The organism is Lysobacter sp. yr284 (assembly GCF_900107375.1).
Classification (GTDB): domain Bacteria; phylum Pseudomonadota; class Gammaproteobacteria; order Xanthomonadales; family Xanthomonadaceae; genus Lysobacter.
Genome location: NZ_FNPT01000001.1, coordinates 343,955 through 369,730, shown reverse-complemented (window position 1 = coordinate 369,730; position 25,776 = coordinate 343,955). Strand labels below are relative to the sequence as shown.

General features: G+C 71.3%; 25 protein-coding genes. 15 read left to right on the top strand and 10 right to left on the bottom strand.

The window, feature by feature from the left end:
- Nucleotides 1–20: 20 nt before the first annotated feature.
- Nucleotides 21–401: a RidA family protein gene (locus BLV01_RS01455; protein WP_091793414.1), complete on the bottom strand. Its 381-nt coding sequence runs from the start codon at nt 399–401 to the stop codon at nt 21–23.
- 81 nt (nt 402–482) lie between these two features.
- Nucleotides 483–1,280 (bottom strand): alpha/beta hydrolase, encoded by a 798-nt coding sequence (locus tag BLV01_RS01450; RefSeq protein WP_091793412.1) that lies wholly within the window; start codon nt 1,278–1,280, stop codon nt 483–485.
- Nucleotides 1,281–1,575: 295 nt separating this feature from the next.
- Here BLV01_RS01450 and BLV01_RS01445 point away from each other — a divergent pair, with 295 nt between their 5' ends.
- Nucleotides 1,576–2,622 (top strand): DUF2272 domain-containing protein, encoded by a 1,047-nt coding sequence (locus tag BLV01_RS01445; protein ID WP_175485732.1) that lies wholly within the window; start codon nt 1,576–1,578, stop codon nt 2,620–2,622.
- A 297-nt stretch (nt 2,623–2,919) separates the two neighbouring features.
- On the opposite strand, the gene BLV01_RS01440 is transcribed toward BLV01_RS01445, so the two are convergent.
- Nucleotides 2,920–3,246 carry a DUF1244 domain-containing protein gene (locus BLV01_RS01440; RefSeq protein WP_091793408.1) on the bottom strand — a complete coding sequence of 109 codons (327 nt, stop codon included), beginning with the start codon at nt 3,244–3,246 and terminating at the stop codon, nt 2,920–2,922.
- 160 nt (nt 3,247–3,406) lie between these two features.
- Between BLV01_RS01440 and folD the strand changes: the two genes are divergently transcribed.
- From folD to BLV01_RS01420, 4 genes are all read left to right on the top strand, one after another.
- Entirely contained in the window at nt 3,407–4,297 is an 891-nt protein-coding gene (gene folD, locus BLV01_RS01435) for a bifunctional methylenetetrahydrofolate dehydrogenase/methenyltetrahydrofolate cyclohydrolase FolD (RefSeq protein ID WP_091793406.1), read from the top strand.
- Between the two features lie 359 nt (nt 4,298–4,656).
- The gene (guaB, locus tag BLV01_RS01430; protein WP_091793404.1) at nt 4,657–6,114 is read left to right on the top strand and encodes an IMP dehydrogenase; all 1,458 of its coding nucleotides are present in this window, start codon (nt 4,657–4,659) and stop codon (nt 6,112–6,114) included.
- A gap of 114 nt (nt 6,115–6,228) precedes the next feature.
- Entirely contained in the window at nt 6,229–7,797 is a 1,569-nt protein-coding gene (gene guaA / locus BLV01_RS01425) for a glutamine-hydrolyzing GMP synthase (RefSeq protein ID WP_091793402.1), read from the top strand.
- Between the two features lie 148 nt (nt 7,798–7,945).
- Nucleotides 7,946–8,560 carry a helix-turn-helix domain-containing protein gene (locus tag BLV01_RS01420; protein WP_091793400.1) on the top strand — a complete coding sequence of 205 codons (615 nt, stop codon included), beginning with the start codon at nt 7,946–7,948 and terminating at the stop codon, nt 8,558–8,560.
- Between the two features lie 72 nt (nt 8,561–8,632).
- On the opposite strand, the gene BLV01_RS01415 is transcribed toward BLV01_RS01420, so the two are convergent.
- Complete coding sequence (locus tag BLV01_RS01415; protein WP_091793398.1) at nt 8,633–10,270, bottom strand: GMC family oxidoreductase; 1,638 nt, start codon at nt 10,268–10,270, stop codon at nt 8,633–8,635.
- Nucleotides 10,271–10,420: 150 nt separating this feature from the next.
- Between BLV01_RS01415 and BLV01_RS01410 the strand changes: the two genes are divergently transcribed.
- From BLV01_RS01410 to BLV01_RS01385, 7 genes are all read left to right on the top strand, one after another.
- On the top strand, nt 10,421–11,812 hold the full coding sequence (locus BLV01_RS01410; protein ID WP_091793396.1) for a glutamine synthetase family protein: 1,392 nt from the start codon (nt 10,421–10,423) through the stop codon (nt 11,810–11,812).
- A gap of 10 nt (nt 11,813–11,822) precedes the next feature.
- Complete coding sequence (locus BLV01_RS01405) at nt 11,823–13,223, top strand: aldehyde dehydrogenase family protein (RefSeq protein WP_091793394.1); 1,401 nt, start codon at nt 11,823–11,825, stop codon at nt 13,221–13,223.
- Nucleotides 13,220–13,981, top strand: coding sequence for an N-formylglutamate amidohydrolase (locus BLV01_RS01400; RefSeq protein WP_175485731.1), 762 nt, complete (start codon nt 13,220–13,222; stop codon nt 13,979–13,981). Before BLV01_RS01405 ends, BLV01_RS01400 begins: the two co-directional genes overlap by 4 nt.
- A gap of 40 nt (nt 13,982–14,021) precedes the next feature.
- Nucleotides 14,022–15,461, top strand: coding sequence for an APC family permease (locus BLV01_RS01395; protein WP_175485730.1), 1,440 nt, complete (start codon nt 14,022–14,024; stop codon nt 15,459–15,461).
- Nucleotides 15,462–15,555: 94 nt separating this feature from the next.
- Nucleotides 15,556–16,428 (top strand): transporter, encoded by an 873-nt coding sequence (locus tag BLV01_RS01390; protein WP_175485729.1) that lies wholly within the window; start codon nt 15,556–15,558, stop codon nt 16,426–16,428.
- 700 nt (nt 16,429–17,128) lie between these two features.
- Complete coding sequence (locus tag BLV01_RS26010; protein WP_175485728.1) at nt 17,129–17,287, top strand: hypothetical protein; 159 nt, start codon at nt 17,129–17,131, stop codon at nt 17,285–17,287.
- Nucleotides 17,288–17,617: 330 nt separating this feature from the next.
- Nucleotides 17,618–17,929 (top strand): hypothetical protein, encoded by a 312-nt coding sequence (locus tag BLV01_RS01385; protein WP_139178379.1) that lies wholly within the window; start codon nt 17,618–17,620, stop codon nt 17,927–17,929.
- 7 nt (nt 17,930–17,936) lie between these two features.
- Here BLV01_RS01385 and BLV01_RS01380 read toward each other — a convergent pair whose 3' ends face one another.
- Complete coding sequence (locus BLV01_RS01380) at nt 17,937–18,668, bottom strand: TetR/AcrR family transcriptional regulator (RefSeq protein ID WP_091793386.1); 732 nt, start codon at nt 18,666–18,668, stop codon at nt 17,937–17,939.
- Between the two features lie 115 nt (nt 18,669–18,783).
- Here BLV01_RS01380 and BLV01_RS01375 point away from each other — a divergent pair, with 115 nt between their 5' ends.
- Complete coding sequence (locus BLV01_RS01375) at nt 18,784–19,293, top strand: DUF1993 domain-containing protein (protein WP_091793383.1); 510 nt, start codon at nt 18,784–18,786, stop codon at nt 19,291–19,293.
- Nucleotides 19,294–19,433: 140 nt separating this feature from the next.
- A complete protein-coding gene (tadA, locus tag BLV01_RS01370; protein WP_343124235.1) occupies nt 19,434–19,919 on the top strand; it encodes a tRNA adenosine(34) deaminase TadA in 486 nt (161 codons plus the stop codon).
- A gap of 170 nt (nt 19,920–20,089) precedes the next feature.
- Here the strand turns inward: tadA and BLV01_RS01365 are convergent, their stop codons facing one another.
- The 4 genes from BLV01_RS01365 to BLV01_RS01350 all read right to left on the bottom strand — a co-directional run bounded on the left by BLV01_RS01365 (nt 20,090) and on the right by BLV01_RS01350 (nt 23,862).
- Complete coding sequence (locus tag BLV01_RS01365; protein ID WP_091793381.1) at nt 20,090–20,731, bottom strand: DUF8082 domain-containing protein; 642 nt, start codon at nt 20,729–20,731, stop codon at nt 20,090–20,092.
- A gap of 58 nt (nt 20,732–20,789) precedes the next feature.
- Nucleotides 20,790–21,926, bottom strand: a complete 1,137-nt coding sequence (locus BLV01_RS01360; RefSeq protein WP_091794584.1) for a Cache 3/Cache 2 fusion domain-containing protein — start codon at nt 21,924–21,926, stop codon at nt 20,790–20,792.
- A 755-nt stretch (nt 21,927–22,681) separates the two neighbouring features.
- A complete protein-coding gene (locus BLV01_RS01355; RefSeq protein ID WP_254782474.1) occupies nt 22,682–23,176 on the bottom strand; it encodes a DUF2721 domain-containing protein in 495 nt (164 codons plus the stop codon).
- Between the two features lie 200 nt (nt 23,177–23,376).
- Nucleotides 23,377–23,862 carry a DUF2721 domain-containing protein gene (locus tag BLV01_RS01350; RefSeq protein WP_091793379.1) on the bottom strand — a complete coding sequence of 162 codons (486 nt, stop codon included), beginning with the start codon at nt 23,860–23,862 and terminating at the stop codon, nt 23,377–23,379.
- 64 nt (nt 23,863–23,926) lie between these two features.
- Between BLV01_RS01350 and orn the strand changes: the two genes are divergently transcribed.
- A complete protein-coding gene (gene orn, locus BLV01_RS01345; RefSeq protein WP_091793377.1) occupies nt 23,927–24,508 on the top strand; it encodes an oligoribonuclease in 582 nt (193 codons plus the stop codon).
- Between the two features lie 280 nt (nt 24,509–24,788).
- On the opposite strand, the gene BLV01_RS01340 is transcribed toward orn, so the two are convergent.
- A complete protein-coding gene (locus BLV01_RS01340) occupies nt 24,789–25,769 on the bottom strand; it encodes a mechanosensitive ion channel family protein (protein ID WP_175485727.1) in 981 nt (326 codons plus the stop codon).
- Between the last annotated feature and the right edge of the window lie 7 nt (nt 25,770–25,776).

The following is a 25,776-nucleotide window of genomic DNA, read 5'->3' as shown; positions in this document are numbered from 1 at the left end:
GGTGGCCGCCGCGGCTGCGCTCAATCCGCCGCGATCGCCTCGATCTCCACCATCCAGCCTTCCTCGTACAGGTCGGCGATGATCACCGTCAGCGCCGGCGTGTGCTCGCCGAGGACTTCGCGGCGGATCTCGTAGTTGCGCTCGCGCAGGCGCCGCTCGCTGAGGAAGGTGGTGACCTTGACCAAGTTGCCGAAGTCCATCCCGGCCTGCTTGAGCTGCTGCTCGACGTTGGCCCAGGCGCGCCGGCACTGGCCTTCGAAGTCCTTGGGCAGGATGCACTTCTCGCATTGCGGCAGCTGGCCGCTGATGAACAACAATCGTCGGAAGCCGCTGATCTCGTGCGCTTGCGCGTACGACACGTCGTTGGGTTGGATCGCCCTGCGTTGCATCTGCATTTGCATTTTGCGTCCTCCAAGTGAGGCGCGAGCGGCTGCGGGCGCACATCGCGGGCCAGACCTCGCCCGCGCCCGTCGGATCCCGCGCTAGTCGATGAACTCCCTCAAGGCCTGGCCGTACTCCGGATAGGTGCCGATGTTGTGGTGGTCCGCGCCCTTGAGCTGCACCACTTCCACGCCTTGCGGGCGGGTCTGCAGCGAGTGCACGAGGCGGGTGGTGTTGGGCGGCGGGATCACGTCGTCGTCGCTCGCGCGCACCACCAGGATCGGGCCGAAGTAGCCGCGCAGGTTGGCGATCGAGTCGTAGCGGTCGCGCACCAGCCAGCGCGTGGGCAGCCAGCGGTAGTGCGCCTGGGCGGTGTCGCCGAGGCTGTCGAACGGGGTCACCAGGGCCAGCCGTTCGACCGGGCGCTTGCCGGCGACGAAGCTGGCCACGCCGCTGCCGAGGCTGCGGCCGATCACCGAGACCGGCTGGCGCGGATGCTCGCGCGCGACCTGGTCGAAGATCGCCAGCGCGTCGGCGAACAGCTCCGGTTCCGCCGGCGCGCCGTCGCTGGCGCCGAAGCCGCGGTAGGACAGCAGGTAGATGGTGCGGTCGGGAAACCACTGGGCGAGGGTCTCGCGCATGTTCTCGATGCGCTCGGCGTTGCCGCCGAAGTAGATCAGCGCCTTCTCGCGCCCGGCGTTGAGGCGCCAGCCGCGCAGCACCGCATCGCCGCGCTCGACCGTGTAGTCGGTCATGTCGGCGCCCAGGCGGGTGTTCTGCGGGAAATACATCAGGTCGCGTTGCTTGAAGTACATCCAGCCGCAAATGCTGACGTAGCCGGCGGCGGCGACGCCGGCGATCGCGGCCAAGGATTGGAACAGGCGTGGGTTGCGTGCCATCGATGCGTGGGCCCTGGAATGCGGTGCGGGAAAGCGCCGGGCGGCCGCAGGCGGCCGTGGGGCGCATGGTGCGTGTTGCGACGATACCCCGCGGGCACGCGCGCCGCCAGCGGCGCGAGGCGGCGCGCGCGCGCTCACGTGACTTGCACGGAAGATCGCTAGGCTGGCGCAGGCGGGCCGGCCGCACACGCGCCGTCCTCCTGTACGACCTTCCCGCATGACAACCTTGGCGTTTCGCGCCCCCGCGCGGACGCTGCGATGGACCGGAGATCGCCGCATGCCCCGCAGTCTCGTTATGGTTTTGCCCATCCTGGCCGCTGTGTCGGCGCTGCTTGCGCCGTGGAGCGCGGCCCGCGCCGCCGACGCCTGTCCGTCGCTGCGCAACCAGGGCGGCGCGGCCCAGGCCGCGACCCGCGTCGCGGCCGCGGCGTGCAGCGAGAACCTGCTGTGGTACCGGCCCTTCATCGACCTGCAGGGCCGCTTGGCCAGCGCCTCGGTGAGCGAGTCGGAGAACGCGCGCCTGGCCGACGGCGCCACCGAGACCTGGCGGCGCACCGCCGGCTACTGGCGCGAGACCGGCCTGCTCCAGCGCATGAGCGGCTTCGCCGGCGCCGACCAGTGCTTCGATCCGTTCGGCAGCGGCTATTCGACCCAGGCCTGCCGCGCGTTCCTGGTCGACAATCCGTGGTCGGCCGCGTTCGTGTCCTACGTGATGATGAAGGCTGCGGTGCCGGGCTTCCGTCCTTCGGCCAGCCACTACGACTACGTGCGCGAGGCCTATCGCAATCCCGACCAGAGCCCGTTCCTGTACCTGGACCCGGCCAGCGCCGCGGCGGCGCCGGGCGACCTGCTGTGCGCGGTGCGTTCGAGCACGCGCGTGTACGGTTACCAGGGGTTGATGGCGGCGCTCGACAGCGGCAACGGTTCGCTGGCGATGCATTGCGACGTGGTCGTCGCGGTCAATCCGGACAACGACGGCAAGGCCTATCTGATCGGCGGCAACGTCCAGCAGGGCGCGACGATGCGGATGATGGCGGTCAACCGCAGCGGCCAGTTCTGGCCGCTGCCGCTGCGCAGCGAGACCCAGGTGGAGTGCTCGCCCGACACCGCCACGGCCTGCGACATGAACAAGCTCGACTGGGCGGCGCTGCTCAAGCTCAAGCCCGATGCGAGCCTGGCCACGCTGGCGCCGCCGCAGCCGCTGTTCGCGCCGCAGCAGGCGCCGTCGCAGCAGCCGTCGGGGTGCTGCATCAACTGCGTGGTGGGGTCGGGAATCCCGCGTTGCCCGAATCCGAATGCGCCGTCGCTGCAGCCGCAGGGGCAGGCGCCGGTGCAGGACTGAGCGCGGCGACGCGTCCCGGTAGGAGCGGCGCGAGCCGCGACGGCGGCAACGGCTGAGCCGGCGCGGGCCGGATGTCTTGAGGACGTGTCCGGTTTGTTTGGCGGCGGGCGCTTCGTGCTTGCGTGGATTTTTTGATTGTCGCGGTCGCGGCTTGCGCCGCTCCTACAGGGGCGGTCGTTGCAGCGTCGTTGCTGTGTCGCTTCCCTCCAATCCGTCATTCCGGCTTTCGCCGGAATGACGGGGTCGGGAGGTGGTGCGCAGGAACCGCGCTGGAGCCGCAATCGCGCGTAAGCGCCCTCAGCCGTGCCGCTTTTGCGCCGCCTCGAACGCGGCCAGCTGCGCCGGCGTCGCCTCTTGCTGGTACTGCGCCTTCCACTGCGCGAACGGCATCCCGTAGATCGCCTCGCGCGCCTGGTCCTTGCTCAGATCGACCCCGCGCTCGCCAGCGGCGTCGCGGTACCAGTCGGCCAGGCAGTTGCGGCAGAAGCCGGCCAGGATCATCAGGTCGATGTTCTGCACGTCGCGGCGCTCGTGCATCAGATGGGCGAGCAGGCGGCGGAAGGCGGCGGCCTGCAGGGCTTCGGTGGCGGCGTCCGGGACGGCGGTCGGGTCGGTCGGGTTCATGGCGGGGCTCCGGGCGGGGCAGGGGCGAGGGCGGGCCGATGCGGCCGCGGCGCGCGGCGGCCGGCCTGCGCGCCGCGTCGGCGAAATGCGCGCGCCGGCGAAATTCGGCCGGCCGGATCGGCGATAATGCGCGGCCCGACTCTACCGCAGCCGAGCCCGCATGACGCCTCCTTCGCACCCGGCCCGCATCCTCGACGGCAAGCGCATCGCCGAGGAACTGCTCGACAACCTCAAGGCCCAGGTCGACCAGCGCGTCGCCCGCGGCCTGTCGCGGCCGGGGCTGGCGGTGGTGTTGGTCGGCAGCGATCCGGCCTCCTCGGTCTACGTGCGCAACAAGCGCCGCGCCGCGCAGAAGGTCGGCATCCGCGCGATCGACTACGACCTGCCGGCCGATCCCGGCGACGAGGCCTTGCTGGCCTTGATCGACAAGCTCAACGCCGATCCCGAGGTGCACGGCATCCTGGTCCAGCTGCCGCTGCCCGACCGCCGCGACGCCACCGCGCTGATCCATCGCATCGACCCGCGCAAGGACGTCGACGGCTTCCACCCGGAAAACGTCGGCCACCTGGTGCTGCGCCAGTTCGGCCTGCGCCCGTGCACGCCGCGCGGCATCACCACCTTGCTCGGCTATACCGACCGCCCGGTGCGCGGGCAGAGCGCGACCATCGTCGGCGTCAGCAACCACGTCGGCCGGCCGATGGCGCTGGAGCTGATGATCGCCGGCTGCACCGTCACCAGTTGCCACAAATTCACCCCGCAGGCGGTGCTGGAGCAGTCGGTGCGCAACGCCGACATCCTGGTGGTCGCGGTCGGCCGGCCGCGGCTGATTCCGGGCGAATGGGTCAAGCCGGGCGCGGTGGTGATCGACGTGGGCATCAACCGCCTCGACGACGGCCGCCTGGTCGGCGACGTCGGCTTCGACGCCGCGGCGCAGCGCGCCAGCTGGATCACGCCGGTGCCGGGCGGGGTCGGGCCGATGACGGTCGCCACCCTGATGCAGAACACGCTGGAAGCGGCCGAGGCCGCGGACAAGGCGGCCGGGCGGGGCTGAAGGCGCCAGTGAGGCATGTCGAGGATCTTCCCGCCGTCATTCCCGCGAACGCGGGAATCCAGGGCGTTTCGGGCGAGAACGCTGGAAGTCGGGCCTGAGCGGCCTGCGGCAAACGGCCGGCTGAAGTCCCTGGATCCCCGCTTTCGCGGGGATGACGCTCGTGCAGGGGGCGGACGCCTGTCGTCCGTGTCCTGAAAGGCCCGCCTGAGCCCGAACCAGCCAAGCCGCCAGCGGCCGCTCCGCCAGCCTTAACGGCCCCCGCGCGACCCATCCGCGGAACGTCGCTTTCCGCCTGCGCGGCGAGCGGAGCGGGGCGGTTTCGGGTTAGAATGGCGCGCTTCATCCTCCCGGGCCCGCCTATGCTGCGCATCCAGGCTGAAGCGCTGACTTACGACGATGTGTCTCTCGTCCCCGCGCATTCGATCGTCCTGCCTAAGGACGTAAACCTCTCCACCCGCCTGACCCGCGACCTGACGATCCGCCTGCCGATCCTGTCGGCGGCCATGGATACCGTCAGCGAGGCCCGCCTGGCCATTGCCCTGGCCCAGCTCGGCGGCATCAGCATCGTCCACAAGAACATGAGCCTGGAGGCGCAGGCCGCGCAGGTCGCCCAGGTCAAGAAGTTCGAGGCCGGCGTGATCAAGGAGCCGTTCACCGTCGGCCCCGAGACCACCATCGGCGAAGTGCTCAAGCTGACCCGCGCGCGCAACATCTCCGGCGTGCCGGTGGTCGACGGCGGCCAGCTGGTCGGCATCGTCACCAGCCGCGACATGCGCTTCGAGAAGAAGCTCGACGATCCGGTCCGCCACATCATGACCAAGCGCGAGCGCCTGATCACCGTGCGCGAAGGCGCCAACGACGAGGAAGTGCTGCAGCTGCTGCACAGGCACCGCATCGAGAAGGTCCTGGTGGTCAACGACGGCTTCGAGCTGCGCGGGCTGATCACGGTCAAGGACATCCAGAAGAAGACCGACAACCCCAACGCCGCCAAGGACAGCGCCGAGCGCTTGCTGGTCGGCGCCGCGGTCGGCGTCGGCGGCGACACCGAAGCGCGCGTGGAAGCCCTCGCCGCGGCCGGCGTGGACGTGATCGTGGTCGATACCGCGCACGGCCATTCGCAGGGCGTGCTCGATCGCGTGCAGTGGGTCAAGAAGCGCTTCCCGCAGCTGCAGGTCATCGGCGGCAACATCGTCACCGGCGACGCCGCGCTGGCGTTGATGGACCACGGCGCCGACGCGGTCAAGGTCGGCGTCGGCCCGGGTTCGATCTGCACCACCCGCGTGGTCGCCGGCGTCGGCGTGCCGCAGATCACCGCCGTGGCGATGGTCGCCGAGGCGCTGCAGGACCGCATCCCGCTGATCGCCGACGGCGGCATCCGCTATTCCGGCGACATCGGCAAGGCGCTGGTCGCCGGCGCGTCGACGGTGATGGTCGGCGGCCTGTTCGCCGGCACCGAGGAAGCGCCGGGCGAGGTCGAACTGTTCCAGGGCCGCAGCTACAAGAGCTACCGCGGCATGGGCAGCATCGGCGCGATGGAACTGGGCTCGAAGGACCGCTATTTCCAGGACGCCTCCGATGCCGACAAGCTGGTCCCCGAAGGCATCGAGGGCCGCGTGCCGTACCGCGGCCCGTTGCGCGGCGTGGTCCACCAGCTCGCCGGCGGCCTGCGCGCCACCATGGGCTACGTGGGCTGCGCGACCATCGAGGAAATGCGCAAGAAGCCGAGCTTCGTGCGCATCACCAACGCCGGTTCGCGCGAGAGCCACGTGCACGACGTGCAGATCACCAAGGAACCGCCGAACTATCGGGCGGGCTGAGGCCGGCGACCAGCGAAGAGGAGCGAGGAACCCGTGTCCCGCTCCTCTTCGGCTATTGCGGCCCCGTTCTTGCGTTACCCGGTTTCCCCCTCCTCTTCATTCGTTGCTGGTTCCATGACCGACATCCATAGCGACAAAATCCTGATCCTCGATTTCGGCGCGCAGTACACCCAACTGATCGCCCGCCGCATCCGCGAGCTCGGCGTCTACTGCGAGATCTGGGCCTGGGACCACGATCCGGCGGAGATCGAGGCCTACGGCGCCAAGGGCATCATCCTGTCCGGCGGTCCGGAATCGACCACCGAAGACGGCTCGCCGCGCGCGCCGCAGCAGGTGTTCGACGCGGGCCTGCCGCTGCTGGGCATCTGCTACGGCATGCAGACCATGGCCAAGCAGCTCGGCGGCGACACCGAGGCCGCCGGCCAGCGCGAGTTCGGCCACGCCGAGGTGCAACTGGTCGCGCAGGACCACCTGTTCGACGGGCTCAAGGACCACCCGGGTTCGCCGCCGCGCCTGGACGTGTGGATGAGCCACGGCGACCACGTGTCGAAGGCGCCGGAAGGCTTCGTGGTCACCGCCAAGACCGATCGCGTGCCGATCGCCGCGTTCGCCGACGACGCGCGCCGCTGGTACGGCGTGCAGTTCCACCCCGAAGTGACCCACACCAAGCAGGGCCAGACCCTGCTGCGCCGCTTCGTGGTCGACATCTGCGGCTGCCAGACGCTGTGGACCGCGGCCAACATCATCGACGACCAGATCGCGCGCGTGCGCGAGCAGGTCGGCAGCGACGAGGTCATCCTCGGCCTGTCCGGCGGGGTGGATTCCTCGGTGGTGGCCGCGCTGCTGCACAAGGCCATCGGCGAGCAGCTGACCTGCGTGTTCGTCGACACCGGCCTGCTGCGCTACAACGAAGGCGACCAGGTGATGGCGATGTTCGCCGAGCACATGGGCGTCAAGGTCGTGCGCGTCAACGCCGCCGACCGCTACTTCGAAAAGCTCGAAGGCGTCGCCGACCCGGAAGCCAAGCGCAAGATCATCGGCAACCTGTTCGTCGAGATCTTCGACGAGGAGTCGAACAAGCTGGCCAACGCCAAGTGGCTGGCGCAGGGCACGATCTATCCGGACGTGATCGAGTCGGCCGGCAGCAAGACCGGCAAGGCCCACGTCATCAAGAGCCACCACAACGTCGGCGGCCTGCCCGAGCACATGAAGCTCGGCCTGGTCGAGCCGCTGCGCGAGCTGTTCAAGGACGAAGTGCGGCGCCTGGGCGTCGAACTCGGCCTGCCGCGCGAGATGGTCTACCGCCACCCGTTCCCGGGCCCGGGCCTGGGCGTGCGCATCCTCGGCGAGGTCAAGCGCGACTACGCCGACCTGCTGGCCCGCGCCGACCACATCTTCATCGACGAACTGCGCAAGGCCGGCCTGTACGACAAGACCAGCCAGGCCTTCGCGGTGTTCCTGCCGGTCAAGTCGGTCGGCGTGGTCGGCGACGCGCGCGCCTACGAGTGGGTGATCGCGCTGCGCGCGGTGGAGACCATCGACTTCATGACCGCGCACTGGGCGCACCTGCCGTACGACTTCCTCGGCACGGTGTCGAACCGGATCATCAACGAGCTGTCGGGCGTGTCGCGGGTGGTGTACGACATCAGCGGCAAGCCGCCGGCGACGATCGAGTGGGAATGACGCTGGCGCGTCGATGAACCCCTGACGCCGGCCCGCGTTTCGCGGGCCGGCGTCGTTTCGGGCGCCCCAGGCCGGCCGCCGCGCAGTGGACGCGCGCGCGGACCTGACCTAGCCTTGGGGCGTCCTCGTCCAGCCTCCGCGGCCGTCCATGTCCCTGGGAATCCAGCTTCGCCAAGCGCGGCAGAAAGCGCAGCTCTCGCTGCGCGATCTCAGCGCGCGGGCGGGGATCTCCATCGCCAAGCTGTCCAAGGTCGAGAACGGATTGGCGACCCTGCGCCATCCCGAGCTGATCGTGCTGGCCGAGGCGTTGGCGGTGCCGGCCACGACCTTGCTCAGTCCGCCCACGGACCCGGCCGGCACCGGCGCGCGGCGCGCGGTGACCCGCGCCGACGGCGGGCGCAAGTTCGAACACAGCCACCGCACCTACGAAATGCTGTGCGGCGAACTCAGTGGGCAATCCAACCTGTTCTGGCGGGTCACGGTGCGCGACAAGCCGCCGGGCGGCGCGGACGCGTTCGTATCGCACCCCGGTGAGGAATTCGTGCACGTGCTCAAGGGCAAGGTCGCGCTGCACACCGAGGCCTACGAACCGCTGGTGCTGGCCGCCGGCGACAGCGTGCTGTTCGACGCGCAGACCCGCCACGCCTATTTCGCGGTGACCCGCGAGGCGGTGCTGCTGATGTCCAACACCGTCGGCGCGGAAGGCGCGCGCGTGCAGAATCCGGCCACGAGCGCGGCGCTGCGGCCCAAGCGCAAGCGCTGAGGCGGGCGCAACGGCGCCGCTGCTCCGTGCGTTCGTACGGCCGCGCGCGCGCAAGGCCGGCATCCCAAGGCGTCAGCCTCGTTGCGCGGCAGCGGCGGTTGCGCCCGACCCGTCGCCCAGGATCAGCTCGGCCGCCTTCTCGCCGATCATGATCGCCGCGGCGTTGGTGTTGGCGCTCACCAGGGTCGGCATGATCGAGGCGTCGGCCACGCGCAGGCCGCGCACGCCGCGCACGCGCAGGTCCGGCGCGACCACCGCGGCCGCGTCGCTACCCATGCGGCAGCTGCCGGCCGGGTGGCTGAAGCGCATCGCGTGCGCGCGCAGGAACGCATCCCACTGTGCGTCGCTGCGCACGTCCGCGCCGGGCCGCAGTTCGTTCTCGACGAAGGCGCCCAGCGCCGAGGTGGCGTACAGCCGCCGCGCCAGCTTCGCGCCTTCGCGCAGCAGCTCGCGGTCGTGCGGGTCGGCCAGCATTTCCAGGCGGATTTCCGGCAGCGCGGCCGGATCGGCCGAGCGCAGCCGCACGCTGCCGCGCGCGCGCGGGCGGCAGACGTTGACCGCGATCACCACCGCCGGCATCGGCAGCAGGGTCGGGCCGTCGCCGGCGGTGTTGTAGCCGATCGGGGTGAACACCAGCTGCAGGTCGGGGCGTTCGAGCGCGGGCGAGCTCTTGGCGAACGCGACCGCGTGGCCGATCGGCGTAGTGCCGGGGCCGCGCCCGCGCAGCAGGAAATCCAGGCCGTGGCGGACCACCGCCCAGGGGCCGGTCTCGACGTTGTAGGTCGGCACGTTGACCTCGGCGACGATCAGCGCGCCGGGGTGTTCCTGCAGGTTCGCGCCGACGCCGGGGCTGTCGTGGACGACGGCGATGCCGTGGCGCGCCAGCTCCTGCGCCGGGCCGATGCCGGACAGCATCAGCAGCTTCGGCGAGGCCAGCGCGCCGGCGCACAGGATCGTCTCGCGCTGCGCGTGCGCGACCAGGCGCTCGCCGCGATGGCGATAGGCCACGCCCTGCGCGGCGCCGTCGGCGATCAGCACGCGTTCGACCAGCGCGCCGGTGACCACGCTGAGATTGCGCCGCCGCCGCGCCGGCCACAGGAACGCGCGCGCGGCGCTGTGGCGCCAGCCGCGGCGCTGGGTCGCCTGCAGGCGGCCGGCGCCGTACGAATCGCCGCCGTTGAGGTCTTCGTTGCGCGGCAGGCCCAGTTCTTCGGCCGCGTCGAGGAAGGCGCCGGCGAGCGGATGCGGGCTGCGCACGTCGGCCACGCTCAACAACCCGTCGCCGCCGCGGCCCGGTCCGGCGCCGCGCGAGTTGCGCTCGCTGCGCACGAAGCACGGCAGCACCTCGTCGAAGCTCCAGCCCGGATTGCCGGCGCGCGCCCAGTCGTCGTAGTCCTCGCGCGAACCGCGCAGATAGATCATCCCGTTCACCGAACTGCTGCCGCCGAGCACCTTGCCGGCCGGCCAGTCCTCGCTGCGGCCGTCGCGGCTGGGGTCGGGCTCGGTGCGGTAGGGCCAGACCACCTTGCGGCTGGACAGCGCCATTTCCTCTCCGGCCGGTACATGGAGATAGGGATAGAGGTCGGCGGGCCCGGCTTCCAGCAGCAGCACCCGCACCTGCGGGTCGCTGGACAGGCGGTGGGCGAGGACGCTGCCCGCCGAGCCGGCGCCGACGACGATGTAGTCCCACGCGGACGAGGTTCTTTTCATGGATGAGCGCTGCCGGTTCGGTCTGCCGTCCGTCGGCTGGGCCGGGGCGGGCGGCGGAGAGGGGTTTGACACGCGGATCGGGATGAGCGAAAACTATCACGCACCGTTTCCATATGGAAACATTGTTAGTTAAAAGGAAACGATCCCGAAATGTCCGGACCGAGCCTGAGTTCGATCGCCACCGTCGAGGACGTCGTGCGCCTGATCCACGCGCGCAAGCCCGACCACGTCAACGTCGGCTTCGCCGACATGCCGGGCCAGCTGCGGGTCAAGTACGTGTCCACCGAGCGTTTCCTCGCCGCGCTGGAAAAAGGCCTGTGTTTCGCCGGCGCGGCGCTGGCGCTGGACCACGGCGACGTGCAGCGGCCGGCGCGCGGCGTCAGCACCGGCGAGGGCGTGGTGTTCGGCGACCGCCTGTGCAAGATCGTTCCCGACAGCGTGCGCGAGATCCCGTGGGAGAGCCCGACGCGCAATCTTCTGTTCCTGGCCGACTTCGAGGAGCCCGAGGGGCCGCTGCAGTCGCGCAACCTCTACCTGCGGGTGCTGGCCCGCGCGCGCGCCCAGGGCCTGCGCGCGTTCCACTCCAGCGAATACGAATTCACCCTGTTCGAGGAAACGCCGCGCTCGATCCGCGAGAAGGACTACCGCGACCTGCGCCTGGCCACGCTCGACAGCTCCTACCACCTGATGCTGCGCCAGGGCGTCGGCAGCGGTTTCTACAACGCGCTGATGGACAGCTGCAAATGCCTGGACATCCCGCTGGAAGGCGTGCACGAGGAAATGGGCGCGGGCTTCATGGAGGCCGCGCTGGCCTACCGCGAGGGCGTGCGCGCGGCCGACGACGCGATGCTGTTCAAGACCGCGGCCAAGATCGTCGCCCAGCGCCACGACAAGCTGATCACCTTCATGGCGCGCTGGTCCAACCAGGCCGACGGGCAGAGCGGGCACATCCATGTTTCGCTGCGCGACGAGCAGGGCGATCCGCTGTTCTACGATCCGTCCCAGCCGCGCAACATGAGCCGGCGCATGCGCCACTTCGTCGGCGGCCTGCAGGCCTTGCTGCCGGAGTTCCTGATCCTGTTCGGGCCGACGGTGAATTCGTTCCGCCGCTACCAGCCGTGGATCTTCTCGCCGGTGGCGGCGAGTTGGGGCTGGGAGAACCGCACCTGCGCGCTGCGCCTGATCGGCGGCTCGCCGCATTCGCAGCGGATCGAATGCCGGGTTCCCGGCGCCGACGCCAATCCCTATCTGGCCCTGGCCTGCGTGCTCGGCGCGGGGCTGTGGGGTATGGAGCGCGAGATCGAGCCGGGCGAGGAATCGACCTGGAACGTGTACGAGAACCTCGACAAGGTCGCGCCCAAGCACCGCTTCCCGCGCAGCTTCGGCGAGGCGATCGGACGCTTCGACGCGTCGGCGCCGGCGCGCGAGCTGTTCGGCGACCGCTTCGTCGACGCCTACGTCGAGACCAAGCGCGCCCAGGACGAGGAATTCGCCGCGCTGGTCACCGACGTGGAACTGCGCCGTTTCTTCGAGTTCGCCTGAGCCCGCGCCGATGCCTTCCTCCGCACACGCATTCGACATCGTCTCCCCGGTCGACGGGCGCACGCTCGCGACGCTTGCCTACGCAAATGCGGCCGAAACCGAGCGCGCGCTGCAGCGCGCGCAGGCGGCGGCGCCGGCCTGGCGCGGGCTCGCGCTGGACCAACGCCTGGCCGCGGTGGAGGGCTTTGTCGTCGCAATGCAAGCGCGCCGCGCCGAATTCGCCGAGCGGGTGCTGTGGCAGATCGGCCGGCCGCAGCAGTTCGCCGACGAACTCGGCCGGGTGCGCGCGCGTTGGGACGAAACCCGGCGGCTGGCGCCGCAGTTGCTCGGCGATGTCGAGCTGGCCGCCGGCGACGGCATCCGCCGCACGCTGCGGCGCGAGCCCAAGGGCATCGCGCTGGGCATCTGCGCCTGGAACTATCCGGTGGCGATGGCCGCGGAGATGGCGACCACGGCGCTGGCCGCGGGCAACGCGTTCGTGCTCAAGCACGCGCCGCAGACCGCGCTGATCGCCGATCTGATGGCCGACGCCGCCGCTGCGGCGGGCCTGCCCGAGGGCGTGTTCCAGGCGCTGCATCTGCCGCATGAGGCGGTCGCGCGGTTGCTGGCGCAGCGGCGCTTCCACGCGGTGCAATTCATCGGCTCCGAACGCGGCGGGCGCCAGGTGCTGGCGGCCGCCGGCGCCGGCCTGGTCGCGGCCGGCCTGGAGCTGGGCGGCAAGGACGCGGCCTATGTGCGCGCCGACGCCGACCTGGACTGGACCGCGCAGCAACTGGTCGAAGGCGCGTATTCGAATTCGGGGCAGTCGTGCTGCTCGGTCGAGCGCATCTACGTCGAGCGCAGCGTCTATCCGCGCTTCGTCGACGCCTTCGTCGACCGCGCGCGCGCCTTGCGCCTGGACCATCCGCTCACTGCGCCCGACCTCGGTCCGGTGGTCGGCGTCGCCGCCGCCGAGCGCATCCGCGGCGAGATCGCCGCGGCGATCGCCGCCGGCGCGCGTTCGGCGATGCCGGGCCATCGCGCCGGCGAACTCGCCGGCCGCGGCGCTTACCTGTCGCCGGAGGTCCTGCTCGACGTGCGCGCGCCGATGGCGATCGCCGACGAGGAAAGCTTCGGCCCGGTGGTCGCGCTGGCCCCCGTGGAGAGCGACGCGCAGGCGCTGGCGGCGGTCAACGACAGCCGCTACGGCCTGACCGCGTCGGTGTGGACGCGCGATCTCGACGCGGCCGCGGAACTGGTCGGCGCGATCGAGGCCGGCACGGTGTTCGTCAACCGCTGCGACCACGCCGACCTGTATCTGCCGTGGGGCGGCAGCAAGGCCTCCGGCCTGGGCCGCATCGGCGGCAGCGCCAGCTTCGACGAGTGGACCGAATGCAAATCCGTGCACGTTCGCCGGGCGGGGCAGTCTTGAGCGCGCCCGCGTCCGTCGTCTTGGCCGGCGCCGATCCGCACTGGCCGGCCGGCGAAGTGTTCAACCCCGCCGGCGCCGCGCCGCTGGTGCTGGTGTGCGAGCACGCTTCCAACCGCATTCCGCCGGGCTATGCCGATCTGGGCTGCAGTCCGCGCGAACTGGCCCGGCACATCGCCGTGGACATCGGCGCGGCCGAACTGACCCGCGGCCTGGCCCTGCATCTGGATGCGCCGGCGGTGCTGTGCACCACCAGCCGCCTGTTCGTCGACTGCAACCGCGCGCCGTTCGAGGCCGACTGGATCGCGCCGGTGTCCGACGGCACCGCGATCCCCGGCAACGCCGGGCTGTCGGCCGACGGCCGGCACGCGCGCGCCGCGCTGGTGTTCGAGCCGTTCCACGCGCTGGTCGGCGAGACCGTCGCGGCCAAACGCCGCGCCGGCATCGCGCCGCTGCTGGTGGCCGTGCACAGCTACGCGGCCTCGCTCGACGGCGTCGCGCGGCCGCCGGTGGCGGTGATCTGGGACCGGCCGGAGCCGGCGGCGCAGGTAGTGGCGGCGCTGCGCCGCGAGGTGGCGCCGGTCGGCGACAACGCGCCGTACGACGGCCGCCGGCTGCACGGCTACACGGTCGAGCGCCATGCGCGGCCGTTCGGGCTGCGCCGGCTGGCGATCGAAGTGCGCCAGGACTTGTTGGGCGAGGACGGGGGCGTCGCGGCATGGACGCGGATCGTGGGCGATGCGATCGGCTGCGCGCTGTGAACGCGGTGCGCGGCCGCAATTTCGGCAATTGGGGGTGAACGTGAGCGGCAAGACCGAAACGGGGGAACTGCGCGGCAACGCCTTGGGCTGGGCGCAGATCGTGTTCTTTGTGATCGCGACCAATGGCCCGCTGATCGGGCTGGTCGGCGCGGTGCCGGTGGCGATCGCGCTGGGCAACGGCGCCGGCACCACCGGCGCGTTCGTGCTGGCCGGTTTGGCGTATCTGCTCTTCAGCATCGGCTTCGTGGCGATGAGCCGGCACATCGGCAATGCCGGCGCGTTTTATTCCTACGTCACCGCGGGGCTGGGCGGCGGTTTCGGCATCGTCGCGGCGTTCCTCGCCCTGGCGGCCTACATGGGCATCCAGCTGGCCTGTTTCGGCATGATCGGCTTCTTCCTCGAACAGGCCCAGCAGCAATGGTTCGGCGCGGGCGCGCCGTGGTGGATCAACGCGCTGGCGGTGGCGGTGCTGGTGCGGGTGTGCGCGCACCGCAACATCGAATTCAGCGGCCAGCTGCTGATGATGCTGATGGCGTGCGAGGTCGGGATCGTGCTGGTGTTCGTGGCCGCGGTGCTGTTCCACGGCGGCGGCCCGCAGGGCCTGACGCTGGCGCCGCTGCTGCCTTCGCAGGTGTTCACCGCGGGGCTGGGCGTTTCGCTGGTGTTCGTCGCCAGCTCGTATTTCGGCTTCGAGACCACGGCGATCTACGCCGAAGAAGCGCGCGACCCGCGCCGCAGCGTCGCCATCGCCACCTACGTGGCGCTCGGCGCGATCACCGTGTTCCTGTCGCTGGCGACCTGGGCGGTCACGGTCGCGTACGGGCCGGCCAACGTCGTCGCCGCGGCCCAGGCCGATCCCGGCAATTTCTGGTTCTCGCTGGCGGGCACCCTGGTGTCGCCGGCGTTGGCCACGGCGATGAACCTGCTGATGATCACCAGCCTGTTCGCGGCGCTGCTGAGCCTGCACAACTCGGTGTCGCGCTATCTGTTCGCGCTGGGCCGCGAAGGCCTGCTGTGGCGCTGGCTGGCGCGCGTGCATCCGCGCCAGCGCACGCCGTCGACCGCCAGCGCGCTGCAGTTCGGGATTTCGGCCGCGTGCATCCTGGCGTTCGCCGCGTTCGGCGCCGATCCGATGGCGGCGGTGCTGCCGCTGGGATCGGCGATCGCCTCGATCGCGATGCTCGCCGTGCAGGTGCTGGCCAGCGTCGCGGTGCCGTTCTTCTTCCTGTCGCGGCCGCTGCCGCGGCAGCCGTGGCGGACCGTGATCGCGCCGCTGGCCGCGGCGCTGGCGCTGTCGGGGCTGATCGCGCTGATCTGGCGCAGCCTGCCGCTGCTGGCCGGCGGCAACGAATCCTTCGTCGCGATCATTCCGTCCAGCGTAGCCGCCGTCGCCATCGCCGGCGGCGCCTATGCGCTGTGGCTGCGGCAATGCCGCGCCGAGTTCTACCGCAACCTCGGCCAGACCCTGGAACGCGTGTGAATCCCAGCGCTTCGCCGCGCGGGCGCCGGCGCGCGCCCGCACGGTTCCGTGCGGCCCGGATTCGGCCGTTCCAATCCTAGGGGAGGGCAAGACCATGTCGAATCTCAATCACCGCCGCCGCGTCCGGCGCGTCGGACCGGCCGCGTTGGCCTTGGCGCTGGCATGGCCGGTCGGCGCGGCCTGGGCGATCAGCGCGCCGGACCCCGGCGACATCCAGCCGGCGCCGCCGGGCGTGGACGTGCTGCTGTTGTACGGCCAGCACCTGCGCGGCGATCGCGTCTACGCCGACGGCAAGCGCGTGCTCGACGACCTCGACCTGCGCGTGGATCTGGCCGCGGCGCGCTACGTCCACTTCTTCGCGCTCGGCGGCAAGACCACCACCTTCGAACTGGTGCTGCCGGGCAACCGCCAGCGCGATGCCTTCGATCGCGACGGCCTCAGCGGCGTGGGCAACCTGATCGTCGGTTCCTCGCTGTGGACCCACGCCGACGAAAGCGCCGGCCGCTACGTGACCTGGGCGGCGTACCTGAGCCTGCCGACCTCGGCGCGCGCGGGCGAAGGGCTGATCACCGGCGAGGACCGCTACGCGCTGGAACTGCAGGGCGGCTACATGACCCGCCTGGCCGAGCGCTGGAGCCTGGAACTGATGGGGCAGGCCGAGTTCTATACCCGCGACGACACCAGCCGGGTGCGGCGCGACCCGACGCTGCGCGCGACCGCGCACCTGAGCTACAACCCGACGCCGGCGACGCGGTTCGCGGTGAGCCTGCGCCAGAGTTTCGGCGCCAGCGAGCGCTTGCACGGCGAACGCGTGCTCGGGTCGAAGAACGACACCAACCTCATGCTGACCTGGGCGCAGCAGGTCAACGAGCGCGTGCAGGTGCAGCTGCAGTACACCCGCGACCTGAGCGTGCGCGAGGGGCCGCAGATCGACGGCGTGCAGGCGCGGCTGGCGCTGGCGTTCTGAGCGGTTCGGCGGCGGCGCTCGCGTCGCTGCCGGAAGCGGTTTGGCGATGCCTGTTCGCCTGCGTTCGAACGCGCACGAAGGCTGGAGATCGATACCCGTGCGGCAGCGCGAAGCCGTGCAGGCAAGGCGGGTGCCGCAGGCGTGAACGACCGCGGCTGCGCCGGCCGCAGTGCGGCGCAGCCGCGTCGCCGCACCAGGCGGCATGATGCCGTGCGACGCGGCATGGCTCCGGCCGCGGCCAACGCGCGAACTGTGCGCGCAGCGGCGGATGCTTGCCCGCCGGTGGGGAGCGCGGCGGCGCGCGCCCGCGCAGCGGCCGGGCCGCCGTCGCGTTGTGTGATATGCGGCGCGTTACCGCGCGGGCGCGGCGGTTACGGTGCGGCTTCGCCCGCGCGCAGCTGTCTGCGCCGCGGCGCCGGAGGCCCCGCATGTGCGCCAGCGCGCGGTACCGATGCCCTCGTTCGCGCACCCGCCTGCGAGCTGCGGGTGCGGCGGCGACGCGCCGCTCCGGCGTAATGGCGTGCTCCACGACCTCGCGCGCCCCGCCGCGACCAACCGTATCGCACGCCCTCGCGGCGGCGATGCCGTGCCGCGGACGGAGCCGCGGTTCCGCTGCCGGACGGCCTGCGCCGCCGGCGTCCGCGCCGCGCGCCGCCGGATGCGCGCGCACGGCCTTCGCCACCGAAGACAGGAGTGCGTCATGAAGAGGATGTCCCGCGCCAAGCTGTTCCTGACCTGCTGTGCGTTCGCGTTCGGCCTGACCGTCAGCCTGTCCGCGTTCGCGCGGCCGTGCTGCAGCAGCTGCGACGAGAGCCAGCCCGATTCGCGTTGCTGGGCGATCTGCACGCCGGGCTGTTGACCCCGGTATCGCGGCAAGGGGGCGGCGACCGGCCCCCTTGCCGTCGGGCGCGGCGCGAGGCCGCGCCGGCGCGGCGATGCCGTCGCGCGTTCCCGCATCCTGCGCATCGCGCCGCCTGAGGCGCGCGCTTGCGCGGCTGGCCGGCGAGTGCGGGCCGCACGCGCCCGTTGCCGCCGCCGTCACTGCCGCGAGCCTGCGCTCCATCGCCGCAGCCGGCGCCAATTGCCGTAATTAGGACAATTCCAGGCCGCAATGGTCCGTAGCCTATGGGCACACGGACGGCCGCGGCGCATCGCGCGCCCGCCGCCGCGGCGATGTCGATCCAGCGCCTTGCGGTTCGTCGTCGTATCGAAGCCGGCCGAAACCATCCCCCGCGGCCGGCGATCCGAATCCGATCAGGAGAAACGCATGGAGCGATATCTGCCCGTGGCCGCCGCATTGCTGGCCCTGCCGCATCTGCTGTCGATCGCCGCGGCCCGGCACGAGCCGCCCGCGGCTGCGGCGATGGCGCCGCCGCGCGCGCTGTCGATGCCGGCGAGCGCGCACTGCGCCGCGCTGCGGCCGCCGGCGACGTCGGCTTCGCGCGCGGCGGCGCGCCGCGGCTTCGTCGGGTTCGCCCAGCAGCCCTATCTGCAGCCGTAAGCGCGATCTACGCCGCCGGCCAGGCGCGCAGGGCGGTGCGCAGCACCTCGCGCAACTGCGCCGCGTCGGCGCCGTCGCGGGCCTGGATCGACAGGCCTTGCACCACCGTCGACAGGAACTTGGCCAGCGCGGCCGCATCCGCACCGGCGGGCACGTCGCCTTCGCGCTGGCCGCGCTGGATGCGCGCGCGGAAGCCGGCCTCGACGCCGGCGCGGTGGGCGCCGAGTTCCTCGCGCAGGTGCGCCGCGCCGCCGAGGCCGCCGGTCTCGGCGGCGACCAGCATGCAGCCCGAGCGGGTCGGGCAGGCGGCGAAGCCCTCGGCGAGGGCGTCGAACAGGCGCGCGAACGCCTCGCGCGCCGGCAGCCCGGGCGCCGCCAGCACGCTGCCGTGTCCGCGCCGGAACTGCTCCAGGTAGCGTTGCAGGGCGGCGCGGAACAGGTCGTCCTTGCTGCCGAAGGCGGCGTAGAGGCTGGGCGCGGCGACGCCGATGGCGGCGGTCAGCTCGCTCATCGAGGTCGCTTCGAAGCCGCGTTGCCAGAACATCCGCATCGCGGTTTCCAGGGCCTGGTCGCGATCGAAGCCGCGCGGGCGGCCACGCGGGCGGCGCGGCTTGGCCGCGGCGGCGCCGGCTGCAGCGCCGGCTGCAGCGCCGGCGTCCGCGCCGGTCGCCGGATCGGGCGACGAGGCGGCCAGTCCCGCGTCGCCGGACGGTTCCGGATTTGCAACGCCGAATTTCATAACGATCGATATTAAATTCGTTGACCCCCGCCGGGCAAGCGCTCAGACTCGTCCGGCCCGCGCCAGCGTGGGCGCTGCGCGTTTCGTTTCCCCGCCACGCCACCCAGGAAACCCCATGAGCCTCTCGCTCTACGACATCTCCGTGCCCGCGTTCCAGCGCGGCCTCGACGTGCTCCAGCACCTGCTCGACCAGGGCATCGCGCATGCCCGCGCCCAGGGCCAGGACCCCGCGCAACTGCTGGCCGGGCGGCTGGCGCCGGACATGTACACCCTGATCGGCCAGGTGCAATCGGCCAGCGACGCGGCCAAGTTCGGCGCCGCGCGCCTGGCCGGCATCGCGCCGCCGAGCTTCCCCGACAACGAGACCACCCTGGAGGAACTGCGCGAGCGCATCGCCAAGACCCAGGACTTCCTGCGCAGCGTGCCCGCCGACAGCATGGACGGGCAGGAAGAGCGCGAGATCGTGATCCGTCCCGGCGGCCGCGAACTGAGCTTCCTCGCCCGCGACTACATCCGCGGCTTCGTGCTGCCGAACTTCTATTTCCACCTCACCACCGCCTACGGCATCCTGCGCCACCTCGGCGTGCCGCTGGGCAAGACGGACTATCTGCGCGGCGCGGCCTGATCGCGCGCGCCGCCGCGGGCGCGCTGCGTTCGCGGCGGCGCATATCCGCGGCGGCGGACGCAGCGGATGCGCGCGCCGCGCGGCTGCACCATAATCGCGCCCGGGCGCCGCGTTGCTGCGGCGCCGCTGCGGGAGCGAACGTGAGCGAGCCACAACAAGCCGAGATCGATCTGTACTGGATGCGCCGCGCGCTGGACCTGGCCGAGCGCGCCGAGCGCGAGTACGACGAGATCCCGGTCGGCGCGGTGCTGGTGTCGGAAGCCGGCGAACCGCTCGGCGAAGGCTGGAACCGCAACATCGGCCTGCACGATCCGTCCGCGCACGCCGAGATCGTGGCGATGCGCGAAGGCGGCCAGCGCATCGGCAACCACCGTCTGGTCGGCGCGACCTTGTACGTGACCCTGGAGCCGTGCGCGATGTGCGCGATGGCGATGGTGCACGCGCGCGTGGCGCGGGTGGTGTTCGGCGCCTTCGACCCCAAGACCGGCGCCGCCGGCAGCGTGTTCGACCTGCTCGCCGATCCGCGCCACAACCACCGCGTGGCGGTGCTCGGCGGAGTGCTCGGCGACGAGGCCGGGGCGCGGCTGAGCGCGTATTTCCGGCGCAAGCGCGGCAAGTCGGTGTGAGCGGGGCGGGTTTGCGGGTTCGCGGCGATCGGCAGGCTCCGCGGTCGCGACTCGCGTCGCTCCTGCAGGCAGGACGTTGCCGCGGCCTCGCCCTGTAGGAGCGACGCGAGTCGCGACCGCGACATTCCGACGACGACGAAACCCGCGCCGCGCCCGCGCGCCCGCGCCCGTCAGCGCAACGCCGCCAGCGCCGTGCGCGCCTGCTCGCTGAAGCGCTGCGCCTCCTGCTGCGAATACAACTGCCCGGCCAGTTGCGCGATGGCCTTGTGCGGATCGCCGCCGCTGGCGTCCAGGGCTTCCTGGCACAGCAGGCCGGCGATCGGCCCCAGATAGCTCAGCGCGACCTGCTCCAGCGCCTGGCGCGCGCGCGGGTTGGCCGCGCCCGCCGGCGCCGCGCCCGCCAGCGCCGCGGGTGCGGGCGCCGCGCCTGCGCCTGCGCCGTTCGCTCGTGGCGCCGACGCGGGCATCGAAGGCGGCGCGTATTGATACCGCTGGCCGCCCAGGTCGTGTTCGAACCCGCCGAGCAGCCACTCCACCGAGCCTTCGCTCAACGGCGCGCGCCCGGCCGGCAGCGCGGCGACGCCGCTGTTCTCGAAGCGCACCCTGGCCGCGGCCACCATCGACAGGCGCTGCACCGCCTCTTCGTTGCGCAGCATCCGGTACACCACTTCCTGCACCTGGCCCTGGTGCACGCGCACGATGCAGGAATGGTTGTCTTCGGTGACGATGTAGGCGAAGCCCGAGACGCGCTTGTGCGCCAGCGTCTTGAGCTCGCGCAGCACCTGCACCAGCGGTCGGAACTCATTGCTCATGCGACGCTTCCTGGGGCGCTGTCGGGGGCGGGGCGGAGCGGATCGGCGCAAGAGCGGATCAGCGCGAGAGCTTGGCCAACCGCTCCATCGCCACGCGCACGCTGTAGGACAGGCGCGAGATGGCGCGGGCGAGCTTGCCGATCTCGTCCTTGAGTTCGGTTTCCTCGATGGCGTGGCCCCACTGGCCCACGCTCAGCTCCTCGGCGACCGTGGTCAGGCGCTGGATCGGCTTGAGCACGCGGCTCCAGATCAGGCCCCATTGCAGGCCCAGGATCAACGCGCACACCAGCAGGCCGATACCGCCGATCCACAGCGACTGGCGCGCGATCGCCTTGTCCACGTCGCTCTTGGGATAGGCCGAGACCAGGGTGAAGCCCCAGTTCGGCACCTCCTGCCGACTGACCACCCAACCGTCCGGGGCCTGCTCGGCGATGCGGACGATTTGCGCAGGGTCGGTGGTGGCGCCGGTCTTGGAGTAGAAGCGCAGCGTGTCCTTGCCGTCGAACACCGCGATGAAACCCGAGTCGAGCACCTGGCTGGCGTCGACGACCTCCGACAGCGCCTGCAGGTCGGTCTTGTAGCCCACGTACCACACGCCGATCGGGCGCCGGCCGTCGGCGTCGGCGAAGATCGGCTCGTAGCCGGTGACGTAGGGCGTGCCGAGGATGTCGACCACGCCGTAGAAGTTTTCGCCCTTGCGCATGTGCGGGATCACCTGGCCGAGCGGATCGAGCTGGGTGCCGATGGCGCGGCTGCCGTCGTCCTTGCGCACGTTGGTGGCGACGCGGACGAAGTCCTCGCCGTCGCGCGCGAACAAGGTCGCGGTGCCTTGGGCGATGGCGGTGACGCTGTCGACCAGGGCGAAGTTGTTGGCCTGCGACACCCCGCCGAGCACCAGGTCGTTGGCGATGCGCCCGCCGACGACGACGCGCCCGCCCAGGCTGGCCGCGCCGAGCCGGCGGCCTTCGCTGCGCAGCAGGCGCATGGCGTCGTGGGTGCGCTCGAGCATGACCGAACGGGTGACGCCGAACAGGCTCTGCAGCGCCAGGGTGCGGCGTTCGATCGACTGGGCGGCGTCGTCGCGCACGTGGCGCGCCTGGACCAGGGCGAGCGCGACGGTCAATGCGGTCACCGCGACCAGCACCAGCGCCAGCACGGGCAGCAGCAGGCGCACCCGCAACGAGTGAAGAAACATCGGATTCATTCCCCTGGAGCGCGTTGATGAAGGCGGTTCGGGCCGCAGCCGCGCATTGGCGCGGGCGATGCGGCGGGCGCTCCTTGCCCGATGCGCATCGACGGCCGGACGGCGGCCCGAAGATAGCGGCATCGTTTTTTGTCGCACAACGCGTTCGTGGCCTGCGCAGCGGCGCGGCGAGCGCGTCTGCGAACGTGGCCGGCGTACCGACGGTGTGGCGTGCGGGTGGTTGCCGTGGATCCGATGCGCTGCGCGCGTGAGGCGGGAAGGTCGGCGCGCCACGCGCAAGCGCAGGTTGCAGGCCGGTCGTGGGCGCAGCTTATCGGCAGCGCGCGCCGACGGTTCGTGCGTGCAGTCGCAGAAGAATTCGCGGTCGCCGCACGCTCGCCGGCGAACCTTGCGAACTGTGCGGAAGGCTTACCCAGCATGTGCTGGCCGACACACGGCGGCGTCCTGCGCGTGGCCGCCGATGCGGCCGTATCGCGTATACGCTTGCGCCGGCGGGAGCGGGGCGCATGCGCAATGCGCGGCGCGGGCGCGGCAGAAAACCTGCGTCGATCGGCTCGCGCTCATCGCCCGCGGATCGCCTGCGGATCGCCTGCCGCGTCGCTGCGCCGGCGATGTGGCGATACGGGCCCCGGCCCTGCGCATGCGCGCATGAAGCGTGCGCATGCCGGCGGTCGTCGCGAAGGCGCCGGCGCGATCGCGCTTTGTGATGCAATGCCGAGTCGCCGCGAAGCGGCGCGCGTTGCCGGTCAGTCGCGCTCGCGTTTCCTGCGCCCGTTGTCGCGATCGAACTCGCGCTTCACTTCGGCGTCGAGCATGCTCACGCTCATGCGCGCTTCGCGGCCCATGTTGATGCAGGCGGCCAGCACCAGCAGCACGCCGCACATCGCCAGCGCGGTCGGCACGCCGCGCAGGCGGTAGTCGGCGAACTGGTCGATGCCGATGGCCAGGCTGGTGCCGACGAACGCGGTCATCGCGCCGTACAGCAACTGCAGGCAGGTCAGGATCAGGCGCACGCGCCGGCGGTGCAGGATGATGCGCGCCTCCAGGTACTGCCGCGCGTGCTCGTCGACGGTGTCCTCCAGCGTCGCCAGTTGCTGGCGCATGCGGTCGACCACGCGCGCCAGGCGGTTGTTCGACGACACCAGCAGCGAGGCGGTGGCGGTGAGGAAGAACGCCGGCGTGATCATCGCCGAGACCACGGCGTAGTGCGAACTCAGCTGCAACGGATCGGGCATGGCCATGGCGTGGAGCGGGGCGGCGGAACGGCGCGGGCCTCCATCATGCCGCAAGCCGGAAGCGGCGGCGCCAGGCGCGATGGTGGGACGCGTTTCGGCCGGCTCGCAGCGCGGTATGGGGTCGCGGCGGCGGATCGAAAAGCGTCGGGCCTGAAGGCCCTCCCACCGGGCGAAGCCGATCCGGCGCGGGTGGGGCCGCCGGCCGCTCAGCTGCGCGGCTTGGCCCAACGCTTGACCGCGCTGGCGTGGCCGTGGTCCATCTCCTCGTTGACCGCCTCCACCGCCAGCGAGGATTCGCGCGCCAGCAGCAGGCTGGCGGCGAACATCGACAGCACCCCGAGCGCGGCCAGCACGGTCGGCACCAGGCCCAGGCGATAGCCGAGCACGGCGTCGCCGGCCACGGTCAGGCTGGTGCCGACGAAGAAGCTGATCGCGGTGTACAGCAGCTGGCTGCCGCGCAGGATGATCCGGCTGCGCTTCTTCTGGCGCAGGATGTGGCGTTCGATCAGTTCGCGCTCTTCGGCGTCCTCGGTCTCGGCCAGTTCCTTGAGCAGGACCCGCGCGCGGTCGATGACCCGGGCCAGGCGGTTGTTGGCCGACAGCAGCAGCGAGGCGGTCGCGGTCAGGAAGAACGCGGGCGCCAGCATCGCGGTCAGGATCGCGTAGTGGACGTCGGGGGCGTTGGCGGTCATCGCGGCGCGGCCATCGGGGTCGGGTGGGCTATGATGCCGCGACCTGCAACCCTACGGCGAGGCCATGAGCGGACACCCCGGACACGAGCACGGACACGAACACCGGTTGATCTGGATCGACCTGGAAATGACCGGGCTGGACACCGACCGCGACTCGATCCTGGAGATCGCCACGGTGGTCACCGACGCCCAACTCAACGTGCTCGCCGAAGGCCCGGAACTGGCCATCGCCCATCCGCTGCAACGGCTGGAGGCGATGGACGAGTGGAACCGCAACCAGCACGGCAAGTCCGGGCTGTGGAAGCGGGTGGTCGAGCAGGGCGTGGAGATGGCCGACGCCGAGCGGTCGACCCTGGAGTTCCTGGCCAAGTGGGTCGCGCCGAACGCCTCGCCGATCTGCGGCAACTCGATCTGCCAGGACCGCCGCTTCCTGCACCGCTGCATGCCGAAGCTGGAGAAGTACTTCCACTACCGCAACCTCGACGTCAGCACGGTCAAGGAACTGGCGCGGCGCTGGTCGCCGGAGGTGCTCGCCGGGATGCACAAGGACAGCAAGCACACCGCGCTGAGCGACGTGCACGACTCGATCGCCGAGCTGCGGCATTACCGCGGGTTCATGGGCAAGCTCGGCGGGCTCGCGGGCTGAGTCTTGGCCTCGGTCTCGCGCGGGACCGCAACGCAGCCACTGTAGGAGCTGCGCGAGCTGCGACCCACCGCAGCGATGTACGCGAGCGCGGTTCGCCGAAGCCCTTGGCAGTCGGCCGGCGCTTTGAGCGGCGTATCGAAACGGAAAACCTGCGCGGCGCGGCTTCGACGAACTGCGCTCGCGTACACCGCTGCGTGGGTCGCAGCTCGCGCAGCTGCTACAGCGGGATACCCACATTCGCGGCAAAGGCGAGGGCGCATGGCGCCCTGCGTGGAATCGCTCAAGCCTTCGGCTTGACCGCAGGCGCCGGGATGTCGCCGTCGTCGGCCACCGACTTGGCCAGCACCTCGCCGATCGGCCGGCCATCGGCATCGTGGTGGTACACGTGCAGGTCGCGCTGCGGATACGGGATGTTGAGCCCCTTGCCGATCAGCTCGTTGCGGATGCCCTCGACCAGGTCGCTCTTGGTGTGGACCAGGTCGCCGGTCTTGGCCCAGGCGCGCAGCTCCAGGTTGACGCTGCTCTCGGCCAGCGCGGTCACCAGCACCTCCGGCGGCGGGTCCTTGAGCACCTTGGGATGCGCCGCGGCCAGCGCCAGCAGGGTGTCCTTGGCGACCTTCAGATCGTCGTCGTAGCCCACGCCGACGGTGAGGTCGATGCGGCGCCGGGGATTGGCGGTGAAATTGACGATGACCGCGGTGGTGATCAGGCTGTTGGGCAGCACGATCACCCGGTTGTCGATGGTGCGCAGGCGGGTCTGGAACACCCGGATCTGCTCGACCGTGCCCTCGACGCCGGCGGCCTGCACGTAGTCGCCGGCGCGGAACGGGCGCAGCACGATCAGCATCACCCCGGAGGCGATGTTGGACAGCGAGTCCTTCAGCGCCAAGCCGATCGCCAGGCCGGCGGCGCCGAGCACCGCCAGCACCGAGGTCGTCGGCACGCCGAGCGCCTGCAGCGCGGCCACCGCGACCACCACCACCATCACCGCATAGGCGATGTTGCGCAGGAAGCCGCGCAGGGTGACTTCCATGTTGGCGCGGGTCATGACCCGCTCCAGCGCGCGCGACAGGCGCTTGGCGATCCACAGCCCGATCAGCAGGATCGCCAGCGCGGCCAGCAGCTTCAGGCCCTGGGTCTGGGCCCAGCCCATCAGCTTGTCGAAGTCGAAGCCGGCGCCGAGCCCCATCACGGGCTCGGACGCCTGCGCCTTGGCGGCGGCGGCCTTGGCAGCGGCCTGGGACGCGTCGGTTTTCGCCATGCCCGGA

Coding starts and splice junctions, on each gene's coding strand:
- BLV01_RS01380 (WP_091793386.1), bottom strand. CDS start 18,668: ATGAAATTCGGCGTTGCAAATCCGGAACCGTCCGGCGACGCGGGACTG.
- BLV01_RS26010 (WP_175485728.1), top strand. CDS start 17,129: ATGAAGAGGATGTCCCGCGCCAAGCTGTTCCTGACCTGCTGTGCGTTC.
- BLV01_RS01360 (WP_091794584.1), bottom strand. CDS start 21,926: ATGTTTCTTCACTCGTTGCGGGTGCGCCTGCTGCTGCCCGTGCTGGCG.
- BLV01_RS01415 (WP_091793398.1), bottom strand. CDS start 10,270: ATGAAAAGAACCTCGTCCGCGTGGGACTACATCGTCGTCGGCGCCGGC.
- BLV01_RS01445 (WP_175485732.1), top strand. CDS start 1,576: ATGGTTTTGCCCATCCTGGCCGCTGTGTCGGCGCTGCTTGCGCCGTGG.
- folD (WP_091793406.1), top strand. CDS start 3,407: ATGACGCCTCCTTCGCACCCGGCCCGCATCCTCGACGGCAAGCGCATC.
- orn (WP_091793377.1), top strand. CDS start 23,927: ATGAGCGGACACCCCGGACACGAGCACGGACACGAACACCGGTTGATC.
- BLV01_RS01455 (WP_091793414.1), bottom strand. CDS start 401: ATGCAAATGCAGATGCAACGCAGGGCGATCCAACCCAACGACGTGTCG.
- guaA (WP_091793402.1), top strand. CDS start 6,229: ATGACCGACATCCATAGCGACAAAATCCTGATCCTCGATTTCGGCGCG.
- BLV01_RS01405 (WP_091793394.1), top strand. CDS start 11,823: ATGCCTTCCTCCGCACACGCATTCGACATCGTCTCCCCGGTCGACGGG.
- BLV01_RS01340 (WP_175485727.1), bottom strand. CDS start 25,769: ATGGCGAAAACCGACGCGTCCCAGGCCGCTGCCAAGGCCGCCGCCGCC.
- BLV01_RS01350 (WP_091793379.1), bottom strand. CDS start 23,862: ATGACCGCCAACGCCCCCGACGTCCACTACGCGATCCTGACCGCGATG.
- BLV01_RS01355 (WP_254782474.1), bottom strand. CDS start 23,176: ATGGCCATGCCCGATCCGTTGCAGCTGAGTTCGCACTACGCCGTGGTC.
- BLV01_RS01450 (WP_091793412.1), bottom strand. CDS start 1,280: ATGGCACGCAACCCACGCCTGTTCCAATCCTTGGCCGCGATCGCCGGC.
- BLV01_RS01365 (WP_091793381.1), bottom strand. CDS start 20,731: ATGAGCAATGAGTTCCGACCGCTGGTGCAGGTGCTGCGCGAGCTCAAG.
- BLV01_RS01410 (WP_091793396.1), top strand. CDS start 10,421: ATGTCCGGACCGAGCCTGAGTTCGATCGCCACCGTCGAGGACGTCGTG.
- BLV01_RS01420 (WP_091793400.1), top strand. CDS start 7,946: ATGTCCCTGGGAATCCAGCTTCGCCAAGCGCGGCAGAAAGCGCAGCTC.
- BLV01_RS01390 (WP_175485729.1), top strand. CDS start 15,556: ATGTCGAATCTCAATCACCGCCGCCGCGTCCGGCGCGTCGGACCGGCC.
- BLV01_RS01440 (WP_091793408.1), bottom strand. CDS start 3,246: ATGAACCCGACCGACCCGACCGCCGTCCCGGACGCCGCCACCGAAGCC.
- BLV01_RS01375 (WP_091793383.1), top strand. CDS start 18,784: ATGAGCCTCTCGCTCTACGACATCTCCGTGCCCGCGTTCCAGCGCGGC.
- guaB (WP_091793404.1), top strand. CDS start 4,657: ATGCTGCGCATCCAGGCTGAAGCGCTGACTTACGACGATGTGTCTCTC.